We start from the raw sequence: 25428 nt of genomic DNA on the forward strand, positions 1-25428 counted from the left end.
ATGGCCATACCACTGCATGAGGTGTTCGTCGGGCTCGGCGTTCTCGTCGCGTCCGTCGTGTTCGTACGGGAGGCTCGCCGCCGTGGCGCGCTCAACGAGCAGTCGCTCGTGGCCGTCACCGGCGCGCTCGTCGGCGGCGCCATCGGCATGCGCCTGGCCGGCTGGATGGAGACGCTCGACCTGAAGGACCTCTGGCTGTACGGGTCCCGCAGCATCCTGGGCGGCCTGACCGGGGCGTACGTCGGCGTGCTGGTCGCCAAGCGGGTCATCGGCCTCCGGGAGCGCACCGGCGACCTGTTCGCCCCGGCCGTGGCGCTGGGCATGGCCGTCGGGCGCGTCGGCTGCCACCTGACCGAGGCCCCGGGGCGGCCCACCGACCTGCCGTGGGGCGTCCACGCGCCGCCGACCACGCCCGAGTGCCCCGGCTGCCTGACCGGTCAGGCCATGCACCCGTCGTTCATCTACGAGATCATCTTCCATCTCGTCGCGTACGGGGCGCTGGTGTGGGCGCGGGACAAGGTGACGCGGCCGGGCGAGCTGTTCACGCTCTACCTGGCCGGGTACGCGGCGTTCCGGTTCCTCGTCGAGTTCACGCGGGCGAACGAGACCGTGTGGCTGGGGCTGACGCGCCCGCAGTGGTTCCTCGTCCCGGGGACGATCCTGCTGGCCGTACGCGTCGGGTACGGCTGGCGGCGCGGCCACTACGATGCACTTCTCCGACGGAAGGCGACAGTTCGGTCATGAGCCCAGGAATGGGACTGCGGGGCGACCGCATCCTCAGGTACGTCAACGCGTTCTGCCCGCACTGCCACGGCCGCGACCTGGAACACGTCGAGCGGCTCAGCGGCTACCTGGCGGTGCGCGACGGCCGGGTGTGGCTGGAGCGCGGGTGCCGCGAGCACGGCCTGGTCCGGACGCTCTACGACGAGGACCCGGAGATCCTGGAGTACCTGGAGGAGTGGACCGCTCCCACCAAGCAGCACATCCCGGACGTGTCGGGCAACTTCGCGCCCGTCCCCGCCGCGTACCTCCAGGGGCTGCCGGAGATGCAGACGCAGCACACGTGCATCCTGCTGGAGGACATCGCCGAGGCGTGCAACCTGCGCTGCCCGACCTGCTTCGCCGACAGCTCGCCCGACCTGAGCGGGATCGTCCCGGTCGCCGACGTCCTCGCGAACGTCGACCAGCGCCTGGCCCGCGAGAACGGCCGGCTGGACGTGCTCATGCTGAGCGGCGGCGAGCCGACGCTGCACCCGGAGCTCCCGCTGCTGCTGCGCGAGCTCACGCAGCGGCCGGTCACCCGCATCCTGATCAACACCAACGGCGTCCTCGTCGCCCGCGACGACGACCTGCTCGACCTGCTCACCGAGCACCGCGAGCGGGTGGAGGTCTACCTCCAGTACGACGGCGGCTCGGCCGAGGCGTCGCGACACCACCGGGGCGGCGACCTGCGGCGGCTCAAGGAGCAGGCCGTACGGCGGCTGTCGGAGCGGGAGATCTTCACCACGCTGGTGATGACGGCGGCGCTCGGCGTCAACGACGGCGAGATCGGCGACGTCGTACGGGTGGCGCTCGACACGCCGTTCGTGGGCGGCGTGTCGCTGCAGCCGCAGTTCGGCTCGGGCCGCTCGGCGCGGATCGACCCGATGGACCGGCTCACCCACACCGGCGTGCTCAGCCGGCTCGGACCGCAGACCGGCGGGCTGGTCACCTGGCGCGACCTGACCGCGCTGCCGTGCTCCCACCCCCACTGCTGCTCGGTCGGCTACCTGATCCGCGACGACTCGCGGCGGTGGCGGTCGCTGGTGGCGCTGATGGGCCACGACCGGCTGAAGGCGAACCTGGGCCTGGTCGCCAACCGGATCGCCGACAGCGACATCCCGCGCGAGCTGCGGGCGGCCGTACAGGAGTCGCTGCTGGGGCTGCTGTCGGAGCAGTCGTCGCTGTCGCACCCGCAGATCGGCGACCTGTGGCGCGACATCTGCGAGAACTGCGACCTCGGCGTGTCCACGCTGCTCACACTCGCCTCCTCGGCGCTGCCGGGCCGGCGCGCGAAGCTGCGCCGGATGCTGGGCGAGCGGGTGGTCCGGATCACGGTCAAGCCGTTCATGGACATCTCGACGATGATCGAGGAACGGCTCACGCAGTGCTGCGTCCATGTGGGCACGCGGGCCGAGCAGGACCAGTGCGCGCCGTTCTGCGCGGTGCAGGCGTGGCCGCAGCTCTCGGCGCAGCGGCTGTCGGCGGTGGCGTCGGAGCCCCGGACGCGGCTTCCTCTGGAGGTCCTGACGTGAAGGCCGAGCCGTACGACCCGCTGCGGCTGTGCGTGTACGCGACGGTCGCGCTGCTGGCGTGGCTGCTGGGGCCGTGGGCGGTGCTCGGGTTCGCCGTACTGGGGTTCGCGGGGTACTGGAAGGCGCGCCGGGCCGGGCTGACCCGCAGCAAGTGCCTGCTGCGGGACACCCGGCTCGTGCTGGCCTACCTGGGGCTGCTGGCGGTGGCGGCGTCCGTCGCGATCGTGCTGTCCCTCAGGTGACGGCGGGGGCTACTCGGCGGGGACGTACAGGCTGAGCGTCTCGGCGATGCAGGCCGGACGCCGCTCGCCCTCGACCTCGATCGTCATCTTCAGGTTGGACAGGTAGCCGGCGGGCGTGCCCTTGACGTCGGTCAGCTCGCCCGAGGCCCTGACCCGCGCGCCCACCGGCACCGGCCGCGGGAAGCGGACCTTGTTCAGGCCGTAGTTGACGCCCATGGCGATGCCCTCGACCTTGACCAGCTCCATCATGAACGACGGAAGCAGCGACAGGCTGAGGTAGCCGTGGGCGATGGTGCCGCCGAACGGTCCCTCCTTGGCGCGCTCCACGTCGACGTGGATCCACTGGTGGTCGTCGGTGGCGTCGGCGAACAGGTTGACCTGCTCCTGGGTGATCGTGCGCCACTCGGTCGGGCCGAACGTCTCGCCGACGGCCGACTTGAGCTCCTGTACGTTCGCGAAGGTCCGCATGGGCCTGAACGCTATTGCGCTGGCGGGACGGCTGCCAAGTCGAGCCGCCGGTACGGGCGGAACGCCCGGCTCGCCCCCGGGCGGCGGATCTGTTGCGAAGATCTTTACTCGAAAGCGTCGCATGGGTGTTCGAGTCCGCGCTACAGTTCTGGGTGTCGAATCGAACATGGGTTCGGCCAGGTGAGAGGGGGTGTGTTCGATGACGGCGACGGCGACGGCCCGCGCTCGGACACGCCGTACGGCTTTCTGCGCAAATCTACGACGGCCGCTATATCCGGCAATAAAGTCCGAGAGCGTGGACCCTGTGCGCAATCCCTACGCCCCCGGAGCCGGGCAGCGTCCCCCCGAGCTCGCCGGCCGTGACCGTGAGCTCCAGCAGTTCGAGGTCGTGCTGGAGCGGGTGGCCCGTGGCCGGCCCGAGCGCAGCATGGTCGTCACCGGGCTGCGGGGCGTGGGCAAGACCGTCCTGCTCAACACCTTCAAGTCCATGGCGATGCAGCGGCTGTGGGGCACGGGCAAGATCGAGGCCCGGCCCGACCAGTCGATCCGCCGTCCCGTCGCCGCCGCCCTGCACATGGCGGTCCGCGAGCTGGCCCCGCGGCACCGCGCGCCCGAGCGCATCGAGGACTTCCTCGGCGTGCTCAAGGCGTTCGCGATGCGCGACCCGGCCGCGGCCAAGGGCACCTCCCACTGGTCGCCCGGCATCGAGGTGCCGGCCAGCCGGGGCCGCGCCGACTCCGGCGACCTGGAGATCGACCTGACCGAGCTGTTCGTCGACGCGGCGAGCGTGGCCACCGACCTCGGGGTCGGCATCGCGCTGTTCATCGACGAGATGCAGGACGTGCCGGCGGCCGACGTCTCGGCGCTGTGCGCCGCCTGCCACGAGCTGTCGCAGTCGGGCGGGCCGCTCATCGTGGTCGGCGCCGGGCTGCCACACCTGCCGAGCGTGCTGTCGGCCAGCAAGAGCTACTCCGAGCGGCTGTTCCGCTACGCCCGCATCGACCGGCTCGACCGCGAGGCCGCCGACCTGGCGCTGATCCTGCCGGCCCGCGAGGAGGACGTCGAGTTCACCCAGGACGCCCTCGACGCGCTCTACGAGGCGGCCGACGGCTACCCCTACTTCGTCCAGGCGTACGGCAAGGTGGCCTGGGACCTCGCGCCGCGCAGCCCCATCACGGTGGAGGACGTGCGGGTGTCGGCCCCCGAGGCCGAGGAGGAGCTCGCGGTCGGCTTCTTCGGCAGCCGTTACGAGCGGGCGACCCCGGCCGAGCGCGACTACATGCACGCCATGGCGCAGATCGGCGACGAGCCGGTCGCCACCGCCGAGGTCGCCGACGCCCTCGGCCGCAAGCCGTCCAGCCTGTCGCCGGCGCGCGACAGCCTCATCAAGAAGGGCCTGATCTACAGCGCCGAGCGTGGGCTGATCGCGTTCACCGTGCCGCATTTCGGGAGGTTCCTGCGGGCCCAGCCGATCTGAGCGGCACCCCTAGTCCTCTATTGGGCTGTCTAGTGGGGAAGCTAGACAGCCCAATAGAGCCACATCGAGCATGCCGTCGTGGGAAATCTACGGCTGTCTAGCGTCAGGCCGATACAGGGGTATATTCCGGCATCGAGCCGCTGTCCTGCCGGTCGACCACGGCCGCCCGCACCACCGGCCGCCGCCCGCTGAGGTACACCGCGAAGACCACGTCCCGGTCGCCCTGGCCGTCGAAGGCGAAGAAGCGCCAGCACAGCTCCCGCCAGCTGTCGTACGGCTCGGCCGCGGCCAGCTCCGCCTGGTGGGCGCGCCACGTACCACTGCTCCTGAGCCGTGACAGCGTGACGCTCTCGGCCGGGGCCCTGCGCCGCTCGCACGGAGCGCGGTAGCGCAGGCGGTCCACCATCTCCTCCAGCTCCGGCGACAGCGCGACGAGCACGGCGACGCCGGCCAGGGTGTGCCAGGACGGCCGGGCGAACACCGTCCATCCGGGCGTCTCGCCCCACACCGTCATCAGCGCCATGCCGCTGAGCGTCACCGTCCGCGCGACCGAACGCAGCCCCACGGGCGCGGCGCTGACCTCGCCGAAGCAGCCGCAGCCCGCGTCGGGCCGGCGTCTGCGCAGCTCCAGCAGCACGTACGTGGACAGCGTGAAGAACGTCACTGTGCCCCACCGGAAGAGCGGATGGGTGGTGAGCAGGAGCCCGCAGGCGAGCACCAGCTCCCCCGCGGCGCAGACGACGAGCGCGGGGGCCTGCATGCGCCCCGGCACGAGGACGGCCGGCCCGAGCCGCGACAGCGCGCCCGGCTCCCCTCCGGAGCGCACCGTGATCATCTTGGCCACCGTCCCGAGGACGAGCAGCACGATCAGCGCCGGCTGCTGCGATGCCAGCACGAGCGTCACCCCAATCCGATCTGAGCGTTGAAACACCCCTTGACCAGTTCTCCGCCGAGCTCCACGAACGTCGAGGGTGACAGCTCGGCGAGGCGCCCGCGCGGCGACGTCCCGCACTCCACGCAACGATCGCAGAACCGGCCGGCCACGCAACCGCAGGCGACGATCGGCACGTTGGCCGAGCGCCCGGCGCACTGGTTGTGGACCTGCACCAGCGACCCCATCGCGAGGTACGGCAGGCCCGCGCAGGACACCTCGGCCTCGGGGCAGCCGGCGTCGGAACGCTCCATCATCGGGTACGCCAGACCCCATTCCCCCTCGTCGAACGCGTCGGACCAGGTGACGGTGCCGGAGACGCGCTGCTGGGTGCCGGCGTACGCGGCGGGCGCCGGGGGGACCGCGCGGGCCGGGTACGGGGGCTGGGAGGTGGCGGGCAGCAGCGCCAGGCAGCCGCCGTCGCGCCGTACGCCGATCGCGTCGAGCAGGTAGCCGGGCTCCAGCCGCGGGTGGCGCACCTGGAGCCGGCCGGCGGCGCGGTGGGGGACGGTGATGGTGCGGCGGCCCCGGTGCGGGCCGCAGGCGAGCTCGACCGACAGGTCGGCGCGTCCCTCCACGGACAGGATGGTCCCGGTGATGCGGGTGATGCCGGCCCAGATCCGATCGACGACCTTGCCCTCGTGCAGGGCCCGGATGACCACCCTGGCCCCGACGGGCAGGTCGGCCGGGGTGGTGTCGCCGCCGTTCCAGGCGGTGGCCGAGGGGGTGATGAACAGGCGCTCCTCCCGGCCGTCGGGGGTCTCGACGACGACGAGGTGGGGGCTGACGTCACGGATCTCGCCCGTGACGGCGCGGACGGGATCGCCGTCGCCGGGGGCGGGTCCCGGCACTCCGGCCTCACGGCCCAGGGCGGCGGCGGCGAGCAGCCTGCGCCGGTCAACGCTCGGGTAGCCCATCCCCATCCCTCCTCGTCGCCTCTAGGTTCACACGTCCTGGCCGGTCGTGTGGGGGTGACACCGCATAAGGGAGCAATTAACGCACTCACGGTGAAGGAGATGGCACCCGTCGTCATACAAACCGCCACCGACCTTGACGGACCTTTGTCGTCGGCGGGCCGAATCCTGGGTTCCGGTTCAGCCCGAACAGCGCGTTCGGCTGCGATTCTGACCACGATGCCGATCATCGAGGGCGAAGAGGAGTTCCGCGAGTACGTGCGCGCCCGCGGACCTTCCCTGCTGCGCACCGCCCACCAGCTCACCGGGCACCCGCTGGACGCCGAGGACCTGCTGCAGAACGCGCTCACCCGGACGTACCTGGCCTGGGAGCGCATCGAGGACCGCGGCTCGCTCGACGGCTACGTCCGGCGGGCCATGGTGAACATCAACATCTCGCAGTGGCGGCGGCGCAAGGTCGAGGAGTACCCCTCGGACGAGCTGCCCGAGGTGGCGGTGGAGCCGCACGACTCCCACGGGGCGTACGGGGAGGCCCACGAGCGGCTGGAGAGGGCGCTGGACAGGCTGCCCGAACGCATGCGGGCCGCGATCGTGCTGCGGTACTACGAGGACCTGAGCGAGCCGGAGGTCGCGCGGCTGCTGGGGATCAGCATCGGAACGGTGAAGAGCACGGTGTCGCGGGCCATGGCCAAGCTCAGGAACGAGCTCGGCATCAGCGTCGCGGCTGTTGAGGTTGCCGAGGCAGGTGAAGTTCCTCCCCCGCCCGAGCCGTAGCCGCCGCGGCTGAGGCCGTCCCGGCTGTCGCGCAGGGCCGTACGACGTCGCGGATCTTGCGCAGGGTGGCGAGGAACGCCGTCAGCTCGTCGTCGGAGAGCAGACCGGTGAAACAGCTCTCGATGTCGCGCAGGTGCACCGGCAGCACCGCCTCCAGCCGGGCCCGGCCCGCGTCGGTGAGCGCCGCGTAGGAGGCGCGCCGGTCGGAGGAGCAGGCCACCCGTTCGACCAGGCCGTCACGTTCCAAACGATCGATGACTCTGGTGACGCCGCTGGTCGACAGGCCGGTCTGGGCGGCGAGATCGGTCATGCGCAGCCGCTGCCAGGGCGAACGGCCCAGGCGCAGCACCGTCTCGAAGTCGATGTCCGACAACCCGGAAGCGCTCAGCGCGGGCTGCATGCGGGCGATCAGGCCTGCGTGCACCTCGGCCAGCAGTCCCATGGCGGTGAGTCGAGGGTCGTCGAGAGGGTTCACGTTCACACTCTAGCCGACGTTAGTTGACGTGGGGAATATTCCTCATGTAGACCTTTGTTGGCGCAAATATCCGCAAGGCAAGCTTCACTGGAGGACCTCATGAGCACCCGTACCTGGGAGAACCTGACCATCCCCGCCCCCGGCACCTACAACCTCGACGCCGCCCACACCACGATCGGCTTCGTGACCAAGCACATGATGGTCAGCAAGGTGCGCGGCACGTTCGGCGAGTTCAGCGGCTCGGTCACGATCGCCGAGAACCCCCTCGACTCGGCCGCCGAGCTCACCATCCAGACCGCCAGCATCAACACCGGCGTCGCCGACCGTGACGGCCACCTGCGCAGCGACGACTTCCTCGCCACCGACAAGTTCCCGCAGATCACCTTCCGCAGCACCCGCGTCGTGCACCAGTCGGACGACGAGTTCACGGTCGTCGGCGACCTCACGATCCGCGACGTCACGCAGCCGGTCGAACTCAAGGTCGAGTACGGCGGCGCCGGCACCAACCCGTGGGGCCAGGCGGTGTGGGGCTTCTCCATCACCACGGAGATCGACCGGGAGGCCTTCGGCCTGACCTGGAACCAGGCCCTGGAGACCGGCGGCGTGCTGGTGGGCAAGAAGGTCAAGATCGAGATCGAGGGCGAGGCCAACCCGGCCGCCTGAGGCATTTCCCATGGCAGGCCCGCCCTGACGACCCCGGGCGGGCTCCATCCACAGGCCACTGTCCACAGCTTGTGGATAACGGCTTCGGGGCGCGCCGGGGCGCCGATGAGAAGGCTCTCGGGGGGCTCGAGGGAGGCTCGCGGAAGGCTCGCGGAGCCAACCGCTTTGCCGCCTCGCCAGAAGGCCGGTACGCTGTCCTGAGCCGCTTGGCTTCCAGGAGGATTCGCCTAGTCAGGTCTATGGCGCCGCACTGCTAATGCGGTTTGGTGGCAACACCATCCGGGGTTCAAATCCCCGATCCTCCGCAGGTAGAAGGCCCTCGCCCCGGTAACGGGGAGAGGGCCTTTGATCTTTTCTGGGCGTCATAGTTGCAGACCTAGTTGCAACGGCTACGGATTTCCCCAGAGGGCGGAGGCCAGGCGCTCCCCCGCATCGCGCATCAGCGGTGTGGATACGTGGGTGTAGCGCTCGGTGGTCGTGACCCTCGTGTGGCCGAGGACCTGCGGTACGACGCGGATGTTCACACCCGGCTCGATGAGGAGGGTCGCGGCGGTGTGGCGGGCATCGCCGCGTGGCGGTCATCCGGGGCGGGCGGCTCCAGCTCACCTTCCCACGTCGCCGGATGCGTACGGCTGCTGTGGCGGCACCCCGTCGCCCTGCTCATCGCCCTGACGCCCGTCGCTCTCACGCTGGCGTACGGGTGGCGAACTGCAACCGCCATCGGTTTGGGAACGCGACGACATGCGAGAAAGCCTGAAAAACCGCGACATCGCAGGACTATTCCGGCTCGTCGCAAAATACGGCGGTATCAGTCAGGTCCGCATCGCAAGTGCGACCGAAATAGCGCAACCCCGCGTCAACAAGATCTTCAAAGGCACAGCTGGCCCCATCGAAGAACTGGCGGTCTTCGAGCGCATCGCCACCGGACTCGGCCTGCCCGACCACGCCCGCATGCTCCTCGGCCTGGCCCCACTCGACATCGCCTCCCCAACAGGCGACCTCGACGACGAGCACCAGGAGCAGACCGACGAACTCGCCGCCCGCCTGGAGGCCGCCGCAGCCGTCGACGACACCATGGTCATGATCCTGCGGACGGACACCAACAACCTCCGCCTCCAGGACCGCCGACTCGGGAGCGTCGCCATCGCCGACAAGATGCGCGCCCAGATGGCCCAGATCGAACGAGCCCACCGCCACGCGATACGCCCACGCATCCGCGCCCAGCTCGCCCACCTACTTGCCGAAACAGCTTCCTTGGCCGGCTGGCAGGCCATCAACACCGTGGCCCTCAACGACGCATGGAACCACTACGAAGCCGCCAAAGCTGCCGCCCGCGAAGCCGAGGACGCCGCCGTGCTGGCCTACGTCTCCGGCGAGCAGGCGTATGTCCTCATGGACATGGGGCGGCCAGCCGAAGCCGCCGAGCTACTCCAGCACATCCACGCCGTGCACCGAGACCACGTCCCCGCCCGCTTGCGTACATGGCTCGCCGCAGCCGAAGGCGAAGCCGCGGCCATCCTCGGAGACGAGACCGCATGTCGTCGCGCCCTCGACCAGGCTGCCGCCGTAATGCCGGAAGGCGACGGCGACCCGGACATGCCCTACCTGTCCATCAACGTCCACCACTTCGCCCGCTGGCGCGGAAGCTGTCTGCTCCGCTTCGGCGACCCCGGCACCGTCGAGGACCTCCGCTCATCACTTGCCGGGATGGACGGCACCTACAACCGCGCCGAAGCAGGCGTCCGCTGCGACCTCGGACACGCGCTCCTCGCGGCCGGCGAACCGGAAGCCGCCCAACCCCACATCCACCGCGCCAAGCAGTTGGCCACCATGACCGGCTCACGCCGTCAACGGCGCCGCATCGACGAGCTAACGCGAGCAGTTAACCGCGCCCTTGGCCGTTGAGCCTCTGCTGAGCCTGAAGCAGCCCGATCAACGTCCCCGACGTCCAGATGTCCCCGCGGGCGATCATGTCGGGGATCTCCGCCATCGGAACCCACTCGATCCGATCGGCTTCCACCTCGCCCTCCGGCTTGCCGACCAGCTCAGCCCCGCGCATCAGGAACAGGATGTGCTCGGAGTCCACCATGCCGGCCATCGGCTGATAGCTCACCAAATGCTCGACTTGCTTCGCCCGATACCCGGTCTCCTCCTCGACCTCCCGGACGGCCGTGGCCATCGAGTCCTCGTCGGCCTCGACCAGCCCACCGGGAAGCTCCCACCCCCACCGGTCGAACACGAACCGATGCCGCCACATCAGAAGGACCCGGTCCTGCTCGTCGACGACGACAGCGATAGCGGCCCGGCCCAGGTGCACCACATGATGCTCGAACCGTTCTCCCCCAGGGATCTCCACATCGGCCATGCCGAGCCGGATCCACCGGTTGTCGTAGATCAGCCGTTCCCCGTGAACCACCCAGCGCGTCAGCTCAGCGTCATCAGCCACACCGTGAAGCTACCGGCCCACGACGGCGCCGTACGCGCACTTCCAGGTGACAGCCGAGATCGTTGCCGAATAGTCCTTATGAAGATCAAGCGGCGGCGCTCCGCGCCGCCGGCGCGGCCCTGCGCTCGGCCGCACGCTGCGCGTGCGGCCTGGGGGCCGTTCTCGCGCGCGCCCGTGCTCGGGCCGCGAAGGCGTGCAGTGGCGCAACGAAAGCCCGTCAAGGACCGGCTATGGACTCGACCATGCATTCATCCACCCATCGAGCTAGCACGCTGAATGCGGCCAAGTATTCAAAGGCCTCCTGCTCGTCCCAATCAAGAGTGTGCTCATGAGTTGCAACATTGCGAATGCCGGTATAGCAACCAAATGCGAACGCAACTGCGCCCTCTTGGCGACTCCGCCAAGTCTCGGTGTTGCGGTCCCCTGGGAATCGAAGCCGTGGAGCGCCCGGCTTCGGATCTTCTTTGCTAAATGCCTGCTTGAGTAGGTTTCCTTCGGAGATGTCTGTTCGGCCGAGCTTAGACTGTGTATGAGCACTTATCGAGCGCGCAGCCTGCGCAACTGCCTCACGATAATGGCCAGCATCCCAGAAAGTTGCGGCGGCGCCCCATACCCAAGGATGTAGATGTGCTGCATACAGTGAGGGTCCGCCAGGTCCAAGATTCTCTTCTACATCTCTCCAGTCGCGGAGCATGCCAATCGCAGCGTTCACATCCTGCTCAATCTGCCACCGGTCGTCCCATGAGAAACGATCAGCCATCGATGGATCTAACCTACGCATGATCGTATGAGCTGTTCGAGACAGTCGCTGCACTGTCTGAAGAATGTCTTCCGGGGATAGATGCATGCTGAATGTTTGGCGGCCGGCATTAAGCTCTGCGATTACAGAAGCGTATTACTCCAAACGCTCAATGCACCATTCGATGTTCATGAGTGCAATGCTAGCGATAGCCGCCTGCGAACTCTCGTGCTTTTCGAGCAGCCACGGGCGCTTCGGCTCGGAGATGGTCGCCGCCCCTGGAGGCCAGACTGTAGCTCACCAACGCGGAAGCCTGATCATCCTGTCCCACATAGACCCGGGACAAGCCGAGCAGGGCCACGGGGCCAAGGTCATTCCCCGTTCCACCTTGTGCCCGTAGCCCTCGCCTGCTCCCTTCGTGCGGGTCGATGGCGAACGGGATGATGAGGACGGGAAGCGTGTGCGGCGCGCAGGAAAGGCCATGTCACCTGCTGATCACCAGGGTGTACCACTCGGTGGTGGTCACTCGGTGTGGCCGAGGATCTCCTGTAAAACGCGAATGTGGACGTACTGTTCGATCAGCAGGTGGCGGTGGTGTGCCGGGCGTCGTGACCACGGACGTCGCGGACGCGGACCTGCTTGAGGATGGACTTCCACTTCTTCCGGTCTTCGGCGCGCTCGATAGGACCACCGTGCTGCCGTAGACGAGACCGGGCTTAGCTTTTTGCCTAGATCATGCCGCCAAGCCTCCGAAGCTTGTCATCAAGGGAATGTAGGACGCCGGGCAGTGTTTCTGCCGCGTACGATAAGGACGCCGCGGTTCTGCTGAGGTTGTTTCCTTCGAACACTTCCGCTGCATAGGCAAGGCGACTTGCTGTGAGATTGTCGACCCCTACTGGGGCGTCGTTCATCACTGAGATGATCTGCCTCAACTCCTGCAAGGCGTCTATGTTGAGGCTGCCCGTCCGTTCCAGCTGCTCAGCGATGCGCTCAAGGCGAGTTACGGGCGGCTCGAATGCCTCTACTAGCAAGGCTTCGATCAGATCGTCGGTCATCGGGTTGCTGATGCGCGCGAGGTGTATGCCGTGCTCTCCTTCATGCTTGCGCTTCCATTCAAGCAGAAGCTCGGGCGGGTACAGATCCGAGCCTGTCTTCTTGTCATCCACCTCCGCATGATGCGCCAGGCATAGAAGTATTAGATTGCGAAAGGAGTCCCTTTCCCGCTCCTCTTCGGGAGTACGGCAGGGGCGATGACGTGCGGACCCGGGTTGCACGCCGTAGATGTGAGCGATCTGGGCGTTCTTCTTGTAGATGCCAGGCCTGACTTCGAAAATCACTGGAAAGGGGCAATCTGGGGCATAGCATCGTCCGTTACTGAGCGCCCAGAGCGCCGCCTGTATGGGGGCTGGAATGTTCCTTCGCTTGTCCCTCTTCTCGGCCACGCTTAAGAGACTAAGTCGCCTGACCGGCTTCGTGAAGAGAGCTGACGCTGCTGATTGAGCAGGGTGCGTTGCAGGTCAGCGGCTTTGAGCTCTTCGCTACTGTCACGTCTTGTAAGAACGACGGCTATCCCTACCGTAGTTACGATCGCCTTGGACGGCAGGCCGCCGTAGCTGGCTGGGGGCGATCGCAGGTCCAGGGCTTCGTTCCTCAGCCCCGGCCCACCGGACGATGTGGCTGGCGTGCCCGTTGCGTGCCCGATAGGGCGGGGAAGCAGGGGAAGAGCGGGGAGCCACGGGGTATGCGATCCGCATGCTGAGCTGCGTCTTCGCTGGTGGAGCAAGATCGGCGGGCGTCTTTGCGAGCAGGGTGTCAGAAGTTTGTTGCGCTTCGGCTCCACCTCACAGAAGGCGTCGCAACCGATCATGAGTGGGATTTACACTCTTCCCGCATGCGGCTGAAGGCGATCTTGACGCTGTTCGCTGTCTACGCTGTGACGGCGGTGCCTGTGTGCATGCCGGGCGGATGGCGAGTGATCGTGCAACCAGCGGCAGATGACGCGGTGGAGGTGTACTACGCACTGAGGCCGTCGGCTCCCCGGTTCGCCGTGAGCATCGGGCCCTTCTATCAGGCCATACAGGTGGCTCAGCAGCGGGCCGAGGCCTACCCGCACGATCTCGCCCCGCCCTACCTCCTGTACACGCCATACCGGCTCGTCGCCCCCTACGTCACACCCCGAGGACAAGAACTGGCTTCCCAAGCGATCTCGGGGGTGGACCAGTCACACGGGAAACCCACCCCGTACCGGATCGTGCCCCAAGTCCGATCGGTGCGGAACAGCCAAGCGGCACTGACCACCTTGACGGAGGACACGCAACACCGCAGGCCGATCGACGAACGCGAGGTCCTGGCGATGTACATCGAACCCGAGCTCAACCGGATCGTCGTTGAAACAACCACGTTCAGCCAAGAACTACGCCGCAGGCTGGCCAAGCGTTATGGCGGACTCGTCACCATGGACTGGGACCCCTTGAGACAACCAATGCAGCTGCTCTGAGACGGGCTGGAGCCGCACCGATCACGTGTGGAGAGCCGGCCGGGCGTCGTGCATCCCAACCTGGTGCTGCGGAAGCGTTCTAGTTGCAATGCCGCATCGTTCAGAGCCGTCCAATTTTGGCCAGCGAGGCCGAGCGGTCCAGGTTGAACTGATTGGAACGGTCAAGATCCGAGCTGCTAATGCGGTTTGGTGGCAACACCATCCGGGGTTCAAATCCCCGATCCTCCGCCAGGTCCAAAGGCCCTTCCCCGTAGTGGGGGGAAGGGCCTTTGATCTTTTCCAGGGCGCGGTAGGTGCAACGGCTACGGATTTCCCTGAGTGCGGAGGCGAGGCGCTTCCTCGCGTCGCGCATCGGCGGTGTGGACACGTGGGTGTATCGCTCGGTGGTGGCGACTGTCGTGTGGCCGAGGACCCGCTGTACGACGCGGATGTTCACACCCTGCTCGATGGGGAGCGTCGCGGCGGTGTGGCGGGCGTCCTGGACGCGGACGTCTCGGACGCCAGCCTGCTTGAGGATGGCCTTCCACGCCTTCCAGTCCTCGGTGCGCTCGATCGGTGTGCCGTGCTTGGTGGCGAACACCAGGCCGTCCGTCCGCTTGAGGCATGGGCTAACGTGGTTGATCGCTCTGCAGGAAGGCGTCCGAACTGCCGGAGAAGTAGCGTTCGATGTGAGCGCGTACCGGCCACGCCGATTGGGTGACCAGCTCATCCAACAGACGGAGCTCGAAGGAGTTGCCGGGACATGCTGCACGACCTGTGGAGGGCAGTAGGAGGCGAGTCCGATCGAGCGCAGTGGGACTACGCACCACTTGAACGTGTCGGCCCTCTGCGCTTCGGTATGAGCCTGCAGGAAGCGATCACCGCGATGAAGGCACGGGGATACATCTCCGAGGCCGTCTCCCAAGTCGGTGAGGTGGGCCCCTTCGAGCAGTTGTGTACGCGATTCCGCGCCGTGGACGCCCCCATGTGCCGAGCGGACACCGTGGGGTACTACGTCGGCCCCTTGGGATTGACCTGCATTACTGTCGACGCCTTGTCCGGACCACAGGTCTCGTTCGATGGGATCCGGTTGGTAGGTCGGCCACCCTCAGAGCTCTCAGCGGAGCTCAGCGCCTACCTGGAGAAGACCGGCAGGGAAGTAAGGTTCACCCCAGAAGGGGACGTCGGCTCAGAAGAGCTGGGGATATACCCGCGCGCGCAGCGAGCCGGCGACGTTCTGCTCACCCGGCTGGTCTTTGGCAGGCCCAACGACTGGGCCAACACCATGTTCGACTGCATTCCGGCCGACGAGTGGCGCATCCACTGACCCGCTCGTGCGGGACGACCACTCAGCGCGCTCCATTTCATGATCTGGAGTATGCCTGGAATGATCTTTGAGGCACGTGGCATGGGATACCGCCCCACTGCACGTGGCTGGGCAAGGGGAACCGGAACGCGTGACGCCCAGTAAACCGTCGGCACTCCGACCTCTGGGAGTCACCTTGGGGGCCTACGAATCAGATGGTCCGAGCGTGTATCGCGCGTAGCGGTCGCCAGGAGAAGTGAGTTCGATGCCGTTTTCATCGAGGGCGTTGTGAATCGTCACCTGGCCGTTTGGGAAGCCGAACCCCAGAGACACGATCGTTCCCTCTACGAGATCCCGGTTTCTCCACATCAGCAGCTCCACTGCCGAACAAGGCTGACCGACCAGTGCAGCAAGCTCATCTGGTGTGTCATCTCGCCATGCCAAGTGGAAGTCCTGCCAGTCCAGCGCGCGCTTGGGATCGATGGTGTTCCAGGCGATGGAGACCTCGTCGAACTTCCAGTGGTTGATCTCGACCCACTCCGGCCTGTATCCGGGGACCCCGAAGTTGAACATCCAGTGATCGTGCCGGAATGCCCTCGCTTCTGTCGTGCCGGGCCGGGCTCTGCGCACCCGGCCGGCCGCTCTTCAGCGCCTATTCAGGCACCTGCCCGGGATGTGCGCCCGGCCCTACGGCGTCGCGTCCGGCTGGGGTGACTTCCCCGGTGAAGCTGCGCAACTCTCGGCTGAGCGAGGCTATGGCAGCCGTCATGCCGATGAGACCGCCCAGGATGACGAGCGCCGTCGCGCCGCCCAGTGCCGCAGCCAGTGCTCCGCCGAGAACCGGGCCGAAGGGTTTGAGGGCCATGCTGCCCATGCTCAGGACCGCGCCCATCCGGCCGAGCATCTCTTCGGGCACCATCCGTGCGATCACCACGTTCAGCACCACGTTCAGCGAGGGTGTGGACAGGGTGATGAACACCAAGGGAACCATCGGCCACCACGCTCCCCATGGCAGCGCCGTGGCCGCCAGCGCGGCGCCAAAGACCGTCAGGACGACCAACAGCAGTCTGCCGGGCGGCAGGAGCTTTCCGATGCGTCCCGACAGCAGCGCCCCGGCCAGTCCGCCGATGCCAAGGCCGGCCAGGACTGTGCCCGTGGTGAGCGCACTACCGCCGCGTTCGCCGACAAGCACGATCAGGGGGATCAGGAACGCCCCGCCCAGCAGGTTGAGGACCATCACCGCCGCAGTGACCTCCCTCAGGCCCCGCCGGCGCCACAGCCACGTGATGGCCTCAACTGCTTCCCGGCGCATGCCACCCCGGTTCGGGTGCCGCTCCTGGCCGTCCTCTCGTGCGGAGGTCTGCGACTGGTTCGCCGGGCGGCGCGGCACCTTCGCCAGAGCGTAGAAGATCGTGGCGGCAAGGAAGGTGATGGTGTCGACGACGAAGGGCACCGCACGTCCCAGGCTGTAGAGCAGGCCACCGAGCGGCGGGCCGACCAGCCCGGCGGCATGGGTGCGGGACTCCTCTTGAGCGTAGGCGCTGTGAAGCTGGCTTGTGGGGACGATCCCGCGAATGGCTGTGCCCAGGACCGGTTCGATGAACGCAGCGCACAGCGCGTCGAGTACCGCCAGTGTGACGAAATGCCAGATCTGCACCTGGTCGGTGAGGACCAGTGCTGCCAGCAGCGCTGAGACAACCGCCTGGAGACCCTGGGCGGATATCAGCGTACGGCGACGGTCCCACCGATCCACCCAGACGCCGGCGGGCATCTGAACCAGAAGGAAGGCGACGGTGCGGGCACCGGCAACGACGCCCGCCAATCCTGGGGAGCCGGTAAGCGCGAGCACCAGGAGCGGCATGGCCAGTCTGGTGAGTTCCGACCCCAATTCAGACACCGCGCTGCCGATCCACAGCGATTGGAAACGCACGTTCCTGCGCAGCGGGACGATGTCGGTCACGGATCATCTTCCTTGGGTTGGGGGGCTACTCCTGGCCTGTGGTGCCGTTTCCGGGTGAGGCTGCAGGGCTGCCGCTGCGATCAGTCTTCGGACAGGCGGTGGCGCGTGCCCGTTCGCAAGCTGACAGTGCAGGTTCGCTCGTCACCCGCTCCAGCAAGGAGAGGCCAGATCTGGGAACGCTTCCCCGTCTGGCATCATCTTTCCGGGCTTCTAGTCGATTTTCCGCGTCTGTTACGGGTTACAGTTGGCGGCTGGCGAAAAGTTCCAAGTGGGAGCACTGCGGGCAGCGATGGGCGTCCACCAGCCATTTGGGGCGGCCCATCAGCTTGGCTCCGCCGAATATTCCCCGTTCCAGTTCACCTTCCACCCAGACGCCGAAGCCGGGCTGTTGACGGTCGGCCAGGAAACCCGGCTCCAGGCCCTGGTGGCCGCAGTAGGTGCACTTTCCATCAGGCATTGGGCGATCATACGGACAAGCGGGTTTCTCGGCCATGCGCCATCGAGGTCGCCGCAGAGAACCACCGACCGCGATGCGGCTTGCCGCCGCCGCCCAATAACGCGGCTACTCGCTCCTTTCATGCTTCCGACGGGGCCCTCGGGCTCCGGGAGGATGGGACAAGCTGAGCGGCGCTCCGAGGGCGGACTCGGAGTCGGGGCGGCCCCGCCTGGCTCCGGGGCGGGTGTAGTCGCCCACCTGTACGAGTAGGTCGTTTTGGGAGGCACTCAGAAGGACGACCATGAAGTGCGGCGAACAGGCCTGAACAAGCGGAGCACCGGTGACCAGCACGGCCAGTGACCACCATGCGACAAGGTCACGGACCGTCAGTCGACAGCTACGGTTGGATCATGATCGGTACAGAAGGTTCCCGGCTGGGCGCTCGGGCCGCGCGTCGGCTGGCAGAGCTGGGCTGCTGCGAGATCGCCGAAGGTCTCTCCGAAGCGGAGTTCGCCCGCATAGAGCGCGAGTACGGGATTGAGTTCGCCGAGGACCATCGCGCCTTCCTGGCAGCGGGGTTGCCGGTGCGTCAACCTTGGCAAGCGGGCCAGACGTGGGAGAACCCGTGGCCCGATTGGCGCAACGGTGACCCTGCGGCCCTGCGAGAGCATCTCGACTGGCCGGTCGATCGTCTCCTGTCGGACGTCCAGCATGGCCACTGGCGAACGAGTTGGGGCGAACGGCCGAGCGACCCTGTCGAAGCCGTCGAGAGGGCTCGGCTCCGGCTGGCGGATGCGCCTCAGATGGTCCCTGTCTATGCGCATCGGTTTCTGCCCGCTGGACGTGGCACCTTTGGACATCCGGTCCTGTCCATGTGGGGTTCGGACATCATTCACTACGGCAGCGATCTGGCCGACTACATCAACCAGGAGTTCCAGGAGCCGCGGCCCGAACGCATCCGGGAATTGCAGCCGCAGGCCACGGTCTTGTTCTGGCGGGACTACTTGTGAGCTCAAGCGGCCAGGCTGTTGCGGGGCATGCCTTACACTCGTCGCGCATGCGACTGAAGATGATCTTCGCGCTGTTCGCCGTCTATGCCGTCACGGCGGCGCCCGAGTTCCTGCCGGGCGAGTGGCGGGTGATCCTGCAGCCCGCGACGGATGATGCGGTCGAGGTCTTCTACCAGCCCGTGTCCCCCGTGATGCTCAGGTCGTACGAGGGCATCGGACCGTTCCTGCGCGGCCTGGAAGCCGCCGAGCAGCGAGCCAAGGCGCACCCGAACGATCTCGCCCCGCCGTACATCCTGCACGAGCCATATCGGCTTGTGGCCCCCTATGTCACCGCGCGAGGACGCGAGCTGGCCTCTCCGCCGATCTCAGGAGTGAATCCATCGGACGGCAGGCTCATCCCCTACACCATCGTGCCTCGGGTGCAGCCTGCAGAGAACAGTCAAGCCAAGCTCAGCGCGCTGATGGAGAGTCATGGTGGGCCGATCGACGGACCCGAAGTACTCGGCATGGGGATCGAGCCGGAGCTCAACCGCGTCGTCATCGAGACGAACGTCTTCGACCAGGATCTGCGCCGGAGGCTGGCCGAGCACTATGGCGGGCTCATCGCCATCGAATGGAATCCTCTTGAGCGACGAGCACGCCTCGACTGAGCAGGGTCGAGCCGGTCCTCCGATCCTCCGTGCAAGGTTCGGGGGCCTTGGGGTTGCGGTAAGGGTCGCACGCGCGGCGGATCCCGGTCCCGTACCAGCTAGCCGGATGTCTTCTGGCTGGTGTCGATCGCGCGCTGATAGCGCCTCGTCAGCGTGCGCAGCGCGTCCACCAGCTCCGGCGAGTCCACGATGGTGAAGTCCGCGTCCAGCATGCCCAGATAGAGGGCGAGCATCTCCGGATGGTCCGAGCCTGGCTCGAACACGCACCGATCCTCGCCCAGGGGCTGCACCTCCACCGGGATCGGCAGCCGGCCCCGCACGTGTGAGGCGGGCGCGTGCACGATCACCCGCGCCCGGTATCGCCAGGTCGCCTCGCCGACTCCGCGTGCCACCCGCGCCGTGATGTCCGGGTCGGGCGGGAGGTCACGGGGGGTGAAGCGCGGCCCTGTCGGCGTGCGCGGCTCGATCCGGTCGACCCGGAAGGTACGCCAGTCGTCCCGGTCCACGTCCCAGGCCACCAGGTACCAGCGCCGCCGGTCGTTGACCAGGCGGTACGGCTCCACCGAGCGCCGGCTGGCCGCCCCGGAATGCGCCCGGTAGTCGAAGCGGAGCCGCTCATGGTCCCGGCACGCACCCGCGATGACGGTCAGCACGTCGGGATCGACCTGCGAGCCGCGCGACGGCATCGTCAGCGCGTACGACTGGAAAGCTCTCACCCGGTGGCGCAGCCGCGGGGGAAGCACCTGCTGGAGCTTCGCCAGCGCACGCATCGAGGTCTCTTCGATCCCCGCGATCGAGCCGCTCGCGGCGGTGCGCAAGCCGACCGCGACCGCCACCGCCTCATCGTCATCCAGCAGCAGCGGCGGGAGGGCGCGGCCCGAGCCGAGCCGGTACCCGCCGGCCACACCCGGCCGCGCGTCGACCGGATAGCCGAGCCCGCGCAACCGGCCGATGTCATTGCGGATGGTGCGGGTGGTGACGTCGAGCCGGGTCGCGAGTTCGGTACTGGTCCAGTCGCGCCGGGCCTGCAACAGGGACAGCAGGCGCAGCAGCCGCGCCGAGGTTTCCAGCATTCTTCGATCCTGACGACAATCTAGGAACGACCCTTTCCGGTAATGTTCCTAGTCTTCTCCGCGTGAGCACAAGAGCGCTCATCCAAGGCCCGGCCGTACCGGCCCCTTGACAAGGAGAAACGCAGTGAGCGACGCCATCCAGCCCGTCCGCGTCGAGGTCCCCCAGGCCGACGTCGACTACCTGCACGACCGCCTCGCCAACGCCCGCTGGCCCGGCGAGCTGCCCGGCACCGAGTGGACCCGCGGCGTACCGCTGGGCCATCTGAAGGAGCTCGCGGAGTACTGGCGCACGCAGTACGACTGGCGCGCCCAGGAGGCGCGGCTCAACCGGTACCCGCAGATCACCACCGAGATCGACGGCCAGCGCATCCACTTCCTGCACGTCAGATCCGACCGGCCCGATGCCAAGCCGCTGCTGATCACCCACGGCTACCCGAGCTCCGTCGCCGAGTTCCTGCACCTGATCGAGCCGCTGGTCAACCCTGCCGCGGGTCAGGCCTTCCATGTCGTCGCGCCGTCGCTGCCCGGCTATGCCTTCTCGACCCCGCTGGGCGCGACCGGCTGGACGATGGGTCGCACCGCACGCGCCTGGGCCGAGCTGATGGGCCGGCTCGGCTACGAGCGGTACGGCGTCCACGGCGGCGACGTCGGCGCCGGCGTGTCCGGCATGGTCGCCGGCCTCGACGGCGAGCACGTCATCGGCGTACACGTCGTCACCGACCCGCTGACCGCCGCGAGCGTCGCCACCTTCATCCCGGGGATGGCCGACCGGCTCGACGAGAACGACCCGGTCGACAAGCTGATCCTCAGCCGGATGGACGCGTTCGAGAAGGAAGGCTCCGGCTACCTGGCGATCCAGAACAGCCGGCCGCAGACCATCGGCTACGGCCTGGTCGACTCACCGCTGCTGCAGCTCGCCTGGATCGCCGAGAAGGTCCACGAGTGGACCGACCTGCCGGTCGACCGCGACCAGCTTCTCACCACGGTCAGCCTGTACTGGTTCACCGGCTGCGGCGCCACCGCCGCGCACACCCTGTACGAGCAGGCGCACTCGTCCGAATGGGGCGCGCCGCCCGCCGTGCCGCAGGGCTTCGCGGTCTTCGGCAGCGACGAGACGGTGCGCAAGCTGGTCCCCGCGCCGGCTGACGCGCACTGGAGCGAGTTCCAGCGCGGCAGGCACTTCCCCGCGATGGAGGCCCCGGCCGAGCTTGCGGCGGACCTGCAGGCCTTCTTCGGGCCACTGCGGTGACCGATGCGCCGAGCCGGCGTCGTCCCGACCGGGCCACGCCGGCATGGCCGGCGACGCCACTTCTCGCCGCGGCGGGGCGGCCGGGTCAGGGCTCGATGAGGTGTGCGCCGGGGCCCGGGGCGCGCCTCAGGGAGTCGGGGGGCAGGGCCGAGTGTCCGGCGGCGCATTCCAGGACGACGCGTACGGGTTCCTCGCAAGCGGTCTCGCCCGGCCCGGCCCGGTGCCGGACGATGACCGAGGGTCCTTCGGGGTCGGCGAGGTACTTGTCCCCCCACTGCAGCAGCGCGACGAGGACGGGCCGCAGGTCGGCGCCGCGCGGCGTGAGCTCGTACTCGAAGCGCTGCCGGCCTCCCGGCTCCCGGTAGGGCACCCGGCGCATGACCCCAGTGTCCACCAGCGTGTCCAGTCGGGCGGCGAGCAGGTTGCTGGCGATGCCGAGGCGGGCGCGGAAGTCGGCGAACCGCCGCACTCCGTCGAACGCCTCGCGCACGATCAGCAGGGTCCAGCGTTCCCCGACGACGGCCAGGGCGCGGGAGACCGAGCAGTTGACCGAGCTGATCCGCGGTTGGGCGTCCACCAGGCGAGTCTAGCCGAGCTGGGTTTACTTTCTCCACTCAGACGGGATACCGTTGCCCCGGCTGAGTTGAGAAAATAAACCCAGGAGGCCGGCATGCCCATGCTCGACGTGTACATCCCGCAGGGAGCGCTCGCCCCGGACGCCGAGGCGAAGCTGATCGACCGCATCACCGGCATCCTGATCACCCACGAGGGCTTCGACCCGGACGACCCGGCGACCCGTGCGGCCTCCTGGGTGTTCCTCCACCGCCCCGAGGCCGTCTACGTCGCGGGCGTGCCCGCCGACGCGCCCCGCTACAAGGTCGTGGCCTCCGTGCCGGAAGGACAGCTCGACGCGCAGAGCAGGGCCGATGTCGTCTCCGAGGTGACCAAGGCCGTCCTCGACGCGGAGAACGGCGCGTGGCCGCGCGACCCCGGCCGCGTCTGGGTGTTCCCCACCGAGATCCCCGACGGGCACTGGGGCGGCCGGGGCCGCATCATGCCCCTCGCCGCCATCCTCACCCGCCTCACCGGCGACGACGCCGACCAGGCCCGCACGCTCGCGGCACGGCGCATCGCCGCCAGCCGCGCCGAACGAGCCGGCGCCTCTGCCTGACCTCCTCACCGGCTCCCGCCAGAGCGCCCTCCCGTGCTCATGCCGGGTCTCCGTCGCGCTTCGCCTCGCGCCCGGCGCGAAGCTCACAGCCGTACGCTCTCTCAGCACGGGACTGAAGGCGATCTTGGTCCGTTTCGCTGTCGACACCGCAGGCCGATCGACGAACCCGAACCCGAGCCTGAGCCGGACTCGGAGACGAAACGCACGCGGAACATCCTGGGCCACCGCTTGCCTGTCAGCAGGAACTCATCGGTCCCGGGTATGGCCGCGATGCCGTTCAGGGGACCCGCGTTCTGGCGTTCTTCCGGGGTGAGCAGGGCCGTGGCGTCGATGCTGCCGGTCACGGTGCCGGTGCTGGTATCGATCCGTACGATCCGGTCGGTCCAGTAGATGTTGGCGTAGACGGTGTCGGCGCCCACGCATTCGAGCTCGTTGAGTCCTGGGACGGCCCGGCCGCGCTCGGTCACGGTGAGCGAGCCGGTGGGGGCGAACGTGGCGGGGGCGCGAAAGGTCAGGACGGCGGAGCCGTCGCTCATCACCAGCCGGCCGTCCCGTCGCCGGTGGCACAGTCCCCAGCCTTCGCCGGTGTAGGTGACGCGGCGGCGTTCGGCGAGGGTGCGGCTGTCCCGTTCGACGGCGATGCCGTCGCGCCAGGTGAGCTGCCACAGTCTCGGACCCAGGACGCTGATGCCTTCACCGAACAGCCCGGCCGGCAGTCGCGCGTGGGCGGTGGGCGTCTTCCCGGCCGGTCCTGCCATGACCGCCGACGTGCCGTACCCGCCGGTGCTCTCGTACAGGATGCCGGCTGCCATCTCCAGTCCTTGGGTGAAGGCGCGGGGGTCGTGCGGCAGGCTCTGAAGGATCTTGACCCGCAGTCGCTCGGGCGGTGACGGGGCCGGCTGCCGCCTGTCCGAGTCGGATGCGACGGAGATGCCCTCTGTGTGAGGAGGAGGCGCCTGCTGGCCGCCAACGAGGAAGATGACTGCTCCGGCGGCCATGGACGCCGTGCTGCGGTGCATGGTTTCTCCATCTCCGGCGAAGGGCCTCCGTGACGGTGTGTCGCCCGAGACGGCCCGGAGTCACCCGCCACCCGAGGTGGTGCGACTCTCAGGATGACGCTCCGTAGCGGATGGCGCTCCGTAGCGGGTGGCGATGGCGGTGGCGCGGGCGCGCAGGGAGTCGCGCAGCCACTGCGGGGCCAGGGCCTCCGCGTGCGTGCCGAGCTGCCACAGCGCCCATGCGGCGTGTCTCGGGTCCTGGAACGTCACCTCCAGGCGCAACCGGCCGTCCGGGTCGGCTTCCTCGGTGCGGACGGCCAGCGCCGTGCCCACCAGTTCCTCCCGCCGCGCCGGGTCCAGCCGGAGCAGCACGGTGACCTGGTCACCGCCGGTCCGGAACCGCGTGCTGCGGTCCCGCCAGGCCCGTTCCAGGTCGACCCGGTCCGGGCGCTGCGCCGGCTCGGGGAGTTCCTTGGCGGCCAGGACCCGGGACAGCCGGTAGGTGCGGTCCGCGCCGGACCTCGTGGCCAGCAGGTAGCCCTGGTCGCGTACGGTGACCAGGCCGATCGGGTCCACCGTTCGCCACTTCGGGGCCTGGTCCACGGCCGCGTAGTGGATCTGCAGCCTGTGTCCGGCGAACACCGCGCGCAGGATCTCGGCCGCGATGGAGTCGGGCAACTCCTCGGCGACCAGCCGACGCGAGAGCAGGTCGGTCTCCGGGTCCATGAGCAGTCGCTCGGCCGCGCCGGCCGCGGTGGCCCGATAGCTCTCGGGCAGCGCGTCGACCACCTTGAGCATCGCCGAAGCGAGCGCCGAGCCGAGGCCGAACGCCTGCGCGCCGCGCCGTGACCCGGCGACCAGCAGGGCGAGGGCCTCGTCGGGGTTCAGTCCGGTGAGCTCGGTCCGGAAGCCCGGCAACAGCGCGAAACCGCCGTGCCGGCCGCGTTCGGCGTAGACCGGGACGCCGGCCGCGGACAGCGCCTCGATGTCGCGCAGGACGGTGCGGGTGGACACCTCCAGCTCGCGGGCCAGCGCGGCGGCGGACAGCCGGCCGTGCTGCCGCAGCAGCAGCACCAGCGAGACCAACCGGTCAGCTCGCATGCGGGAAATCTATCGAAATACGCGACAAAGGATGTCGTGATTTGTTGGGAGGCTCATCGACGCGACCAGAAGATCGACCGGCCACCGAGCCGGTCGGACGGACGGACGTACCCGATGTCGATGAGGCGAATGGAGCTGACGTGGCGATGCAGCGAACGGCGGTCAACCCGTGGGCGTGGTCGGTGGAGCTGGGGTACAACCAGGGGGAGGTCGTCTCCGGGCACACCCGGACCCTGTACTGCTCCGGGCAGACCGCGATGAGCGGCGACGGCAAGCCCCAGCACGCCGATGACATGGCGGCGCAGCTGGCGCTGAGCCTGGACAACCTGGAGGCCGTGCTCGGCGAGGCCGGCATGTCCCTCGCGAACCTCGTCCGGCTCAACGTCTACAGCACCGACGTCGATCGCCTCTTCGAGCACTACGGCGTGCTGGCGGCGCGGTTGGGCGCCGCCGGGGTGGCGCCGTCCACCACGATGCTCGGGGTGACCCGGCTGGCGATCCCCGGCCTGATGGTGGAGCTGGAGGGGACCGCCGTGGCGTGACGCGGCCTCGCCGCCTCCGGCAGAGCTGCCGGA

29 protein-coding genes, 1 tRNA gene and 1 pseudogene are annotated in these 25428 nt (G+C 68.3%); 15 read left to right on the top strand and 16 right to left on the bottom strand.

The window, feature by feature from the left end; translation table 11 throughout:
* Genes HT134_RS40280 through HT134_RS40290 form a run of 3 tightly spaced genes read left to right on the top strand, consistent with a single transcriptional unit; the run spans nt 1 to nt 2536 of the window.
* Nucleotides 1-744 (top strand): prolipoprotein diacylglyceryl transferase, encoded by a 744-nt coding sequence (locus tag HT134_RS40280; RefSeq protein ID WP_175605761.1) that lies wholly within the window; start codon nt 1-3, stop codon nt 742-744.
* A complete protein-coding gene (locus tag HT134_RS40285; protein WP_175605762.1) occupies nt 741-2294 on the top strand; it encodes a radical SAM protein in 1554 nt (517 codons plus the stop codon). The genes HT134_RS40280 and HT134_RS40285 overlap by 4 nt, the downstream gene beginning before the upstream one ends.
* Nucleotides 2291-2536 (top strand): hypothetical protein, encoded by a 246-nt coding sequence (locus HT134_RS40290; protein WP_175605763.1) that lies wholly within the window; start codon nt 2291-2293, stop codon nt 2534-2536. Before HT134_RS40285 ends, HT134_RS40290 begins: the two co-directional genes overlap by 4 nt.
* A 9-nt stretch (nt 2537-2545) precedes the next feature.
* Here HT134_RS40290 and HT134_RS40295 read toward each other — a convergent pair whose 3' ends face one another.
* Complete coding sequence (locus HT134_RS40295; RefSeq protein ID WP_175605764.1) at nt 2546-3004, bottom strand: MaoC family dehydratase; 459 nt, start codon at nt 3002-3004, stop codon at nt 2546-2548.
* A gap of 295 nt (nt 3005-3299) precedes the next feature.
* On the opposite strand from HT134_RS40295, the gene HT134_RS40300 reads away from it, so the two are divergent.
* Nucleotides 3300-4481 (top strand): ATP-binding protein, encoded by a 1182-nt coding sequence (locus HT134_RS40300; RefSeq protein WP_175605765.1) that lies wholly within the window; start codon nt 3300-3302, stop codon nt 4479-4481.
* Nucleotides 4482-4584: 103 nt separating this feature from the next.
* Here HT134_RS40300 and HT134_RS40305 read toward each other — a convergent pair whose 3' ends face one another.
* The gene (locus HT134_RS40305; RefSeq protein WP_312888787.1) at nt 4585-5376 is read right to left on the bottom strand and encodes a MauE/DoxX family redox-associated membrane protein; all 792 of its coding nucleotides are present in this window, start codon (nt 5374-5376) and stop codon (nt 4585-4587) included.
* A 5-nt stretch (nt 5377-5381) separates the two neighbouring features.
* A complete protein-coding gene (locus HT134_RS40310; RefSeq protein WP_175605767.1) occupies nt 5382-6329 on the bottom strand; it encodes a hypothetical protein in 948 nt (315 codons plus the stop codon).
* 216 nt (nt 6330-6545) lie between these two features.
* Between HT134_RS40310 and HT134_RS40315 the strand changes: the two genes are divergently transcribed.
* Nucleotides 6546-7100, top strand: coding sequence for a SigE family RNA polymerase sigma factor (locus HT134_RS40315; protein ID WP_175605768.1), 555 nt, complete (start codon nt 6546-6548; stop codon nt 7098-7100).
* Here the strand turns inward: HT134_RS40315 and HT134_RS40320 are convergent.
* Entirely contained in the window at nt 7039-7575 is a 537-nt protein-coding gene (locus HT134_RS40320; protein ID WP_312888788.1) for a MarR family winged helix-turn-helix transcriptional regulator, read from the bottom strand. The genes HT134_RS40315 and HT134_RS40320 overlap by 62 nt on opposite strands.
* Nucleotides 7576-7674: 99 nt before the next feature.
* On the opposite strand from HT134_RS40320, the gene HT134_RS40325 reads away from it, so the two are divergent.
* Both HT134_RS40325 and HT134_RS40330 read left to right on the top strand, forming a co-directional pair.
* Nucleotides 7675-8238 (top strand): YceI family protein, encoded by a 564-nt coding sequence (locus tag HT134_RS40325; RefSeq protein WP_175605770.1) that lies wholly within the window; start codon nt 7675-7677, stop codon nt 8236-8238.
* A 216-nt stretch (nt 8239-8454) separates the two neighbouring features.
* A tRNA-Ser gene (locus HT134_RS40330) sits at nt 8455-8543 on the top strand.
* Nucleotides 8544-8627: 84 nt separating this feature from the next.
* Here the strand turns inward: HT134_RS40330 and HT134_RS48235 are convergent.
* A pseudogene (locus tag HT134_RS48235) lies at nt 8628-8789 on the bottom strand (tyrosine-type recombinase/integrase); the annotation flags it as partial.
* A 190-nt stretch (nt 8790-8979) separates the two neighbouring features.
* Here HT134_RS48235 and HT134_RS40340 point away from each other — a divergent pair.
* Nucleotides 8980-10143, top strand: a complete 1164-nt coding sequence (locus HT134_RS40340; protein WP_175605771.1) for an NsdA family TPR-like regulatory protein — start codon at nt 8980-8982, stop codon at nt 10141-10143.
* Here the strand turns inward: HT134_RS40340 and HT134_RS40345 are convergent.
* From HT134_RS40345 to HT134_RS40355, 3 genes are all read right to left on the bottom strand, one after another.
* On the bottom strand, nt 10121-10684 hold the full coding sequence (locus HT134_RS40345) for an NUDIX hydrolase (protein ID WP_175605772.1): 564 nt from the start codon (nt 10682-10684) through the stop codon (nt 10121-10123). The genes HT134_RS40340 and HT134_RS40345 overlap by 23 nt on opposite strands.
* Nucleotides 10685-10901: 217 nt before the next feature.
* Nucleotides 10902-11444, bottom strand: coding sequence for a TIGR02391 family protein (locus HT134_RS40350; protein WP_175605773.1), 543 nt, complete (start codon nt 11442-11444; stop codon nt 10902-10904).
* A gap of 707 nt (nt 11445-12151) precedes the next feature.
* Nucleotides 12152-12589 (bottom strand): hypothetical protein, encoded by a 438-nt coding sequence (locus HT134_RS40355; protein WP_175605774.1) that lies wholly within the window; start codon nt 12587-12589, stop codon nt 12152-12154.
* Between the two features lie 725 nt (nt 12590-13314).
* Here HT134_RS40355 and HT134_RS40360 point away from each other — a divergent pair.
* Nucleotides 13315-13920, top strand: a complete 606-nt coding sequence (locus tag HT134_RS40360; RefSeq protein ID WP_175605775.1) for a hypothetical protein — start codon at nt 13315-13317, stop codon at nt 13918-13920.
* Nucleotides 13921-14020: 100 nt separating this feature from the next.
* Here the strand turns inward: HT134_RS40360 and HT134_RS40365 are convergent, their stop codons facing one another.
* Complete coding sequence (locus HT134_RS40365) at nt 14021-14500, bottom strand: tyrosine-type recombinase/integrase (RefSeq protein ID WP_217708929.1); 480 nt, start codon at nt 14498-14500, stop codon at nt 14021-14023.
* Between the two features lie 162 nt (nt 14501-14662).
* Between HT134_RS40365 and HT134_RS45015 the strand changes: the two genes are divergently transcribed.
* Nucleotides 14663-15226, top strand: a complete 564-nt coding sequence (locus tag HT134_RS45015) for a hypothetical protein (protein WP_217708930.1) — start codon at nt 14663-14665, stop codon at nt 15224-15226.
* Between the two features lie 183 nt (nt 15227-15409).
* Here HT134_RS45015 and HT134_RS40375 read toward each other — a convergent pair whose 3' ends face one another.
* From HT134_RS40375 to HT134_RS40385, 3 genes are all read right to left on the bottom strand, one after another.
* Complete coding sequence (locus HT134_RS40375; protein ID WP_175605777.1) at nt 15410-15778, bottom strand: hypothetical protein; 369 nt, start codon at nt 15776-15778, stop codon at nt 15410-15412.
* Between the two features lie 79 nt (nt 15779-15857).
* A complete protein-coding gene (locus HT134_RS40380; protein WP_175605778.1) occupies nt 15858-17165 on the bottom strand; it encodes an MFS transporter in 1308 nt (435 codons plus the stop codon).
* Between the two features lie 238 nt (nt 17166-17403).
* Nucleotides 17404-17622, bottom strand: a complete 219-nt coding sequence (locus tag HT134_RS40385; protein ID WP_175605779.1) for a hypothetical protein — start codon at nt 17620-17622, stop codon at nt 17404-17406.
* A 389-nt stretch (nt 17623-18011) separates the two neighbouring features.
* On the opposite strand from HT134_RS40385, the gene HT134_RS40390 reads away from it, so the two are divergent.
* Nucleotides 18012-18611: a hypothetical protein gene (locus HT134_RS40390; RefSeq protein ID WP_175605780.1), complete on the top strand. Its 600-nt coding sequence runs from the start codon at nt 18012-18014 to the stop codon at nt 18609-18611.
* Between the two features lie 47 nt (nt 18612-18658).
* Nucleotides 18659-19261 (top strand): hypothetical protein, encoded by a 603-nt coding sequence (locus tag HT134_RS40395; protein ID WP_175605781.1) that lies wholly within the window; start codon nt 18659-18661, stop codon nt 19259-19261.
* Nucleotides 19262-19359: 98 nt separating this feature from the next.
* On the opposite strand, the gene HT134_RS40400 is transcribed toward HT134_RS40395, so the two are convergent.
* Complete coding sequence (locus HT134_RS40400; protein WP_175605782.1) at nt 19360-20334, bottom strand: helix-turn-helix transcriptional regulator; 975 nt, start codon at nt 20332-20334, stop codon at nt 19360-19362.
* Nucleotides 20335-20458: 124 nt separating this feature from the next.
* On the opposite strand from HT134_RS40400, the gene HT134_RS40405 reads away from it, so the two are divergent.
* Nucleotides 20459-21583: an epoxide hydrolase family protein gene (locus HT134_RS40405; RefSeq protein WP_175605783.1), complete on the top strand. Its 1125-nt coding sequence runs from the start codon at nt 20459-20461 to the stop codon at nt 21581-21583.
* 85 nt (nt 21584-21668) lie between these two features.
* Here HT134_RS40405 and HT134_RS40410 read toward each other — a convergent pair whose 3' ends face one another.
* On the bottom strand, nt 21669-22160 hold the full coding sequence (locus HT134_RS40410; RefSeq protein ID WP_217708932.1) for a winged helix-turn-helix transcriptional regulator: 492 nt from the start codon (nt 22158-22160) through the stop codon (nt 21669-21671).
* 93 nt (nt 22161-22253) lie between these two features.
* Here HT134_RS40410 and HT134_RS40415 point away from each other — a divergent pair, with 93 nt between their 5' ends.
* Nucleotides 22254-22754 (top strand): Tautomerase enzyme, encoded by a 501-nt coding sequence (locus HT134_RS40415; protein ID WP_175605784.1) that lies wholly within the window; start codon nt 22254-22256, stop codon nt 22752-22754.
* Nucleotides 22755-22855: 101 nt separating this feature from the next.
* Here the strand turns inward: HT134_RS40415 and HT134_RS40420 are convergent, their stop codons facing one another.
* Both HT134_RS40420 and HT134_RS40425 read right to left on the bottom strand, forming a co-directional pair.
* A complete protein-coding gene (locus HT134_RS40420) occupies nt 22856-23773 on the bottom strand; it encodes a glutaminyl-peptide cyclotransferase (RefSeq protein ID WP_217708933.1) in 918 nt (305 codons plus the stop codon).
* Nucleotides 23774-23833: 60 nt separating this feature from the next.
* Nucleotides 23834-24853, bottom strand: coding sequence for a helix-turn-helix transcriptional regulator (locus tag HT134_RS40425; protein ID WP_175605785.1), 1020 nt, complete (start codon nt 24851-24853; stop codon nt 23834-23836).
* Between the two features lie 146 nt (nt 24854-24999).
* On the opposite strand from HT134_RS40425, the gene HT134_RS40430 reads away from it, so the two are divergent.
* On the top strand, nt 25000-25395 hold the full coding sequence (locus HT134_RS40430) for a RidA family protein (RefSeq protein WP_175605827.1): 396 nt from the start codon (nt 25000-25002) through the stop codon (nt 25393-25395).
* The last annotated feature ends 33 nt before the right edge of the window (nt 25396-25428 follow it).

It is taken from the genome of Nonomuraea rhodomycinica, assembly GCF_013363995.1.
In the GTDB taxonomy this organism is placed as follows: domain Bacteria; phylum Actinomycetota; class Actinomycetes; order Streptosporangiales; family Streptosporangiaceae; genus Nonomuraea; species Nonomuraea rhodomycinica.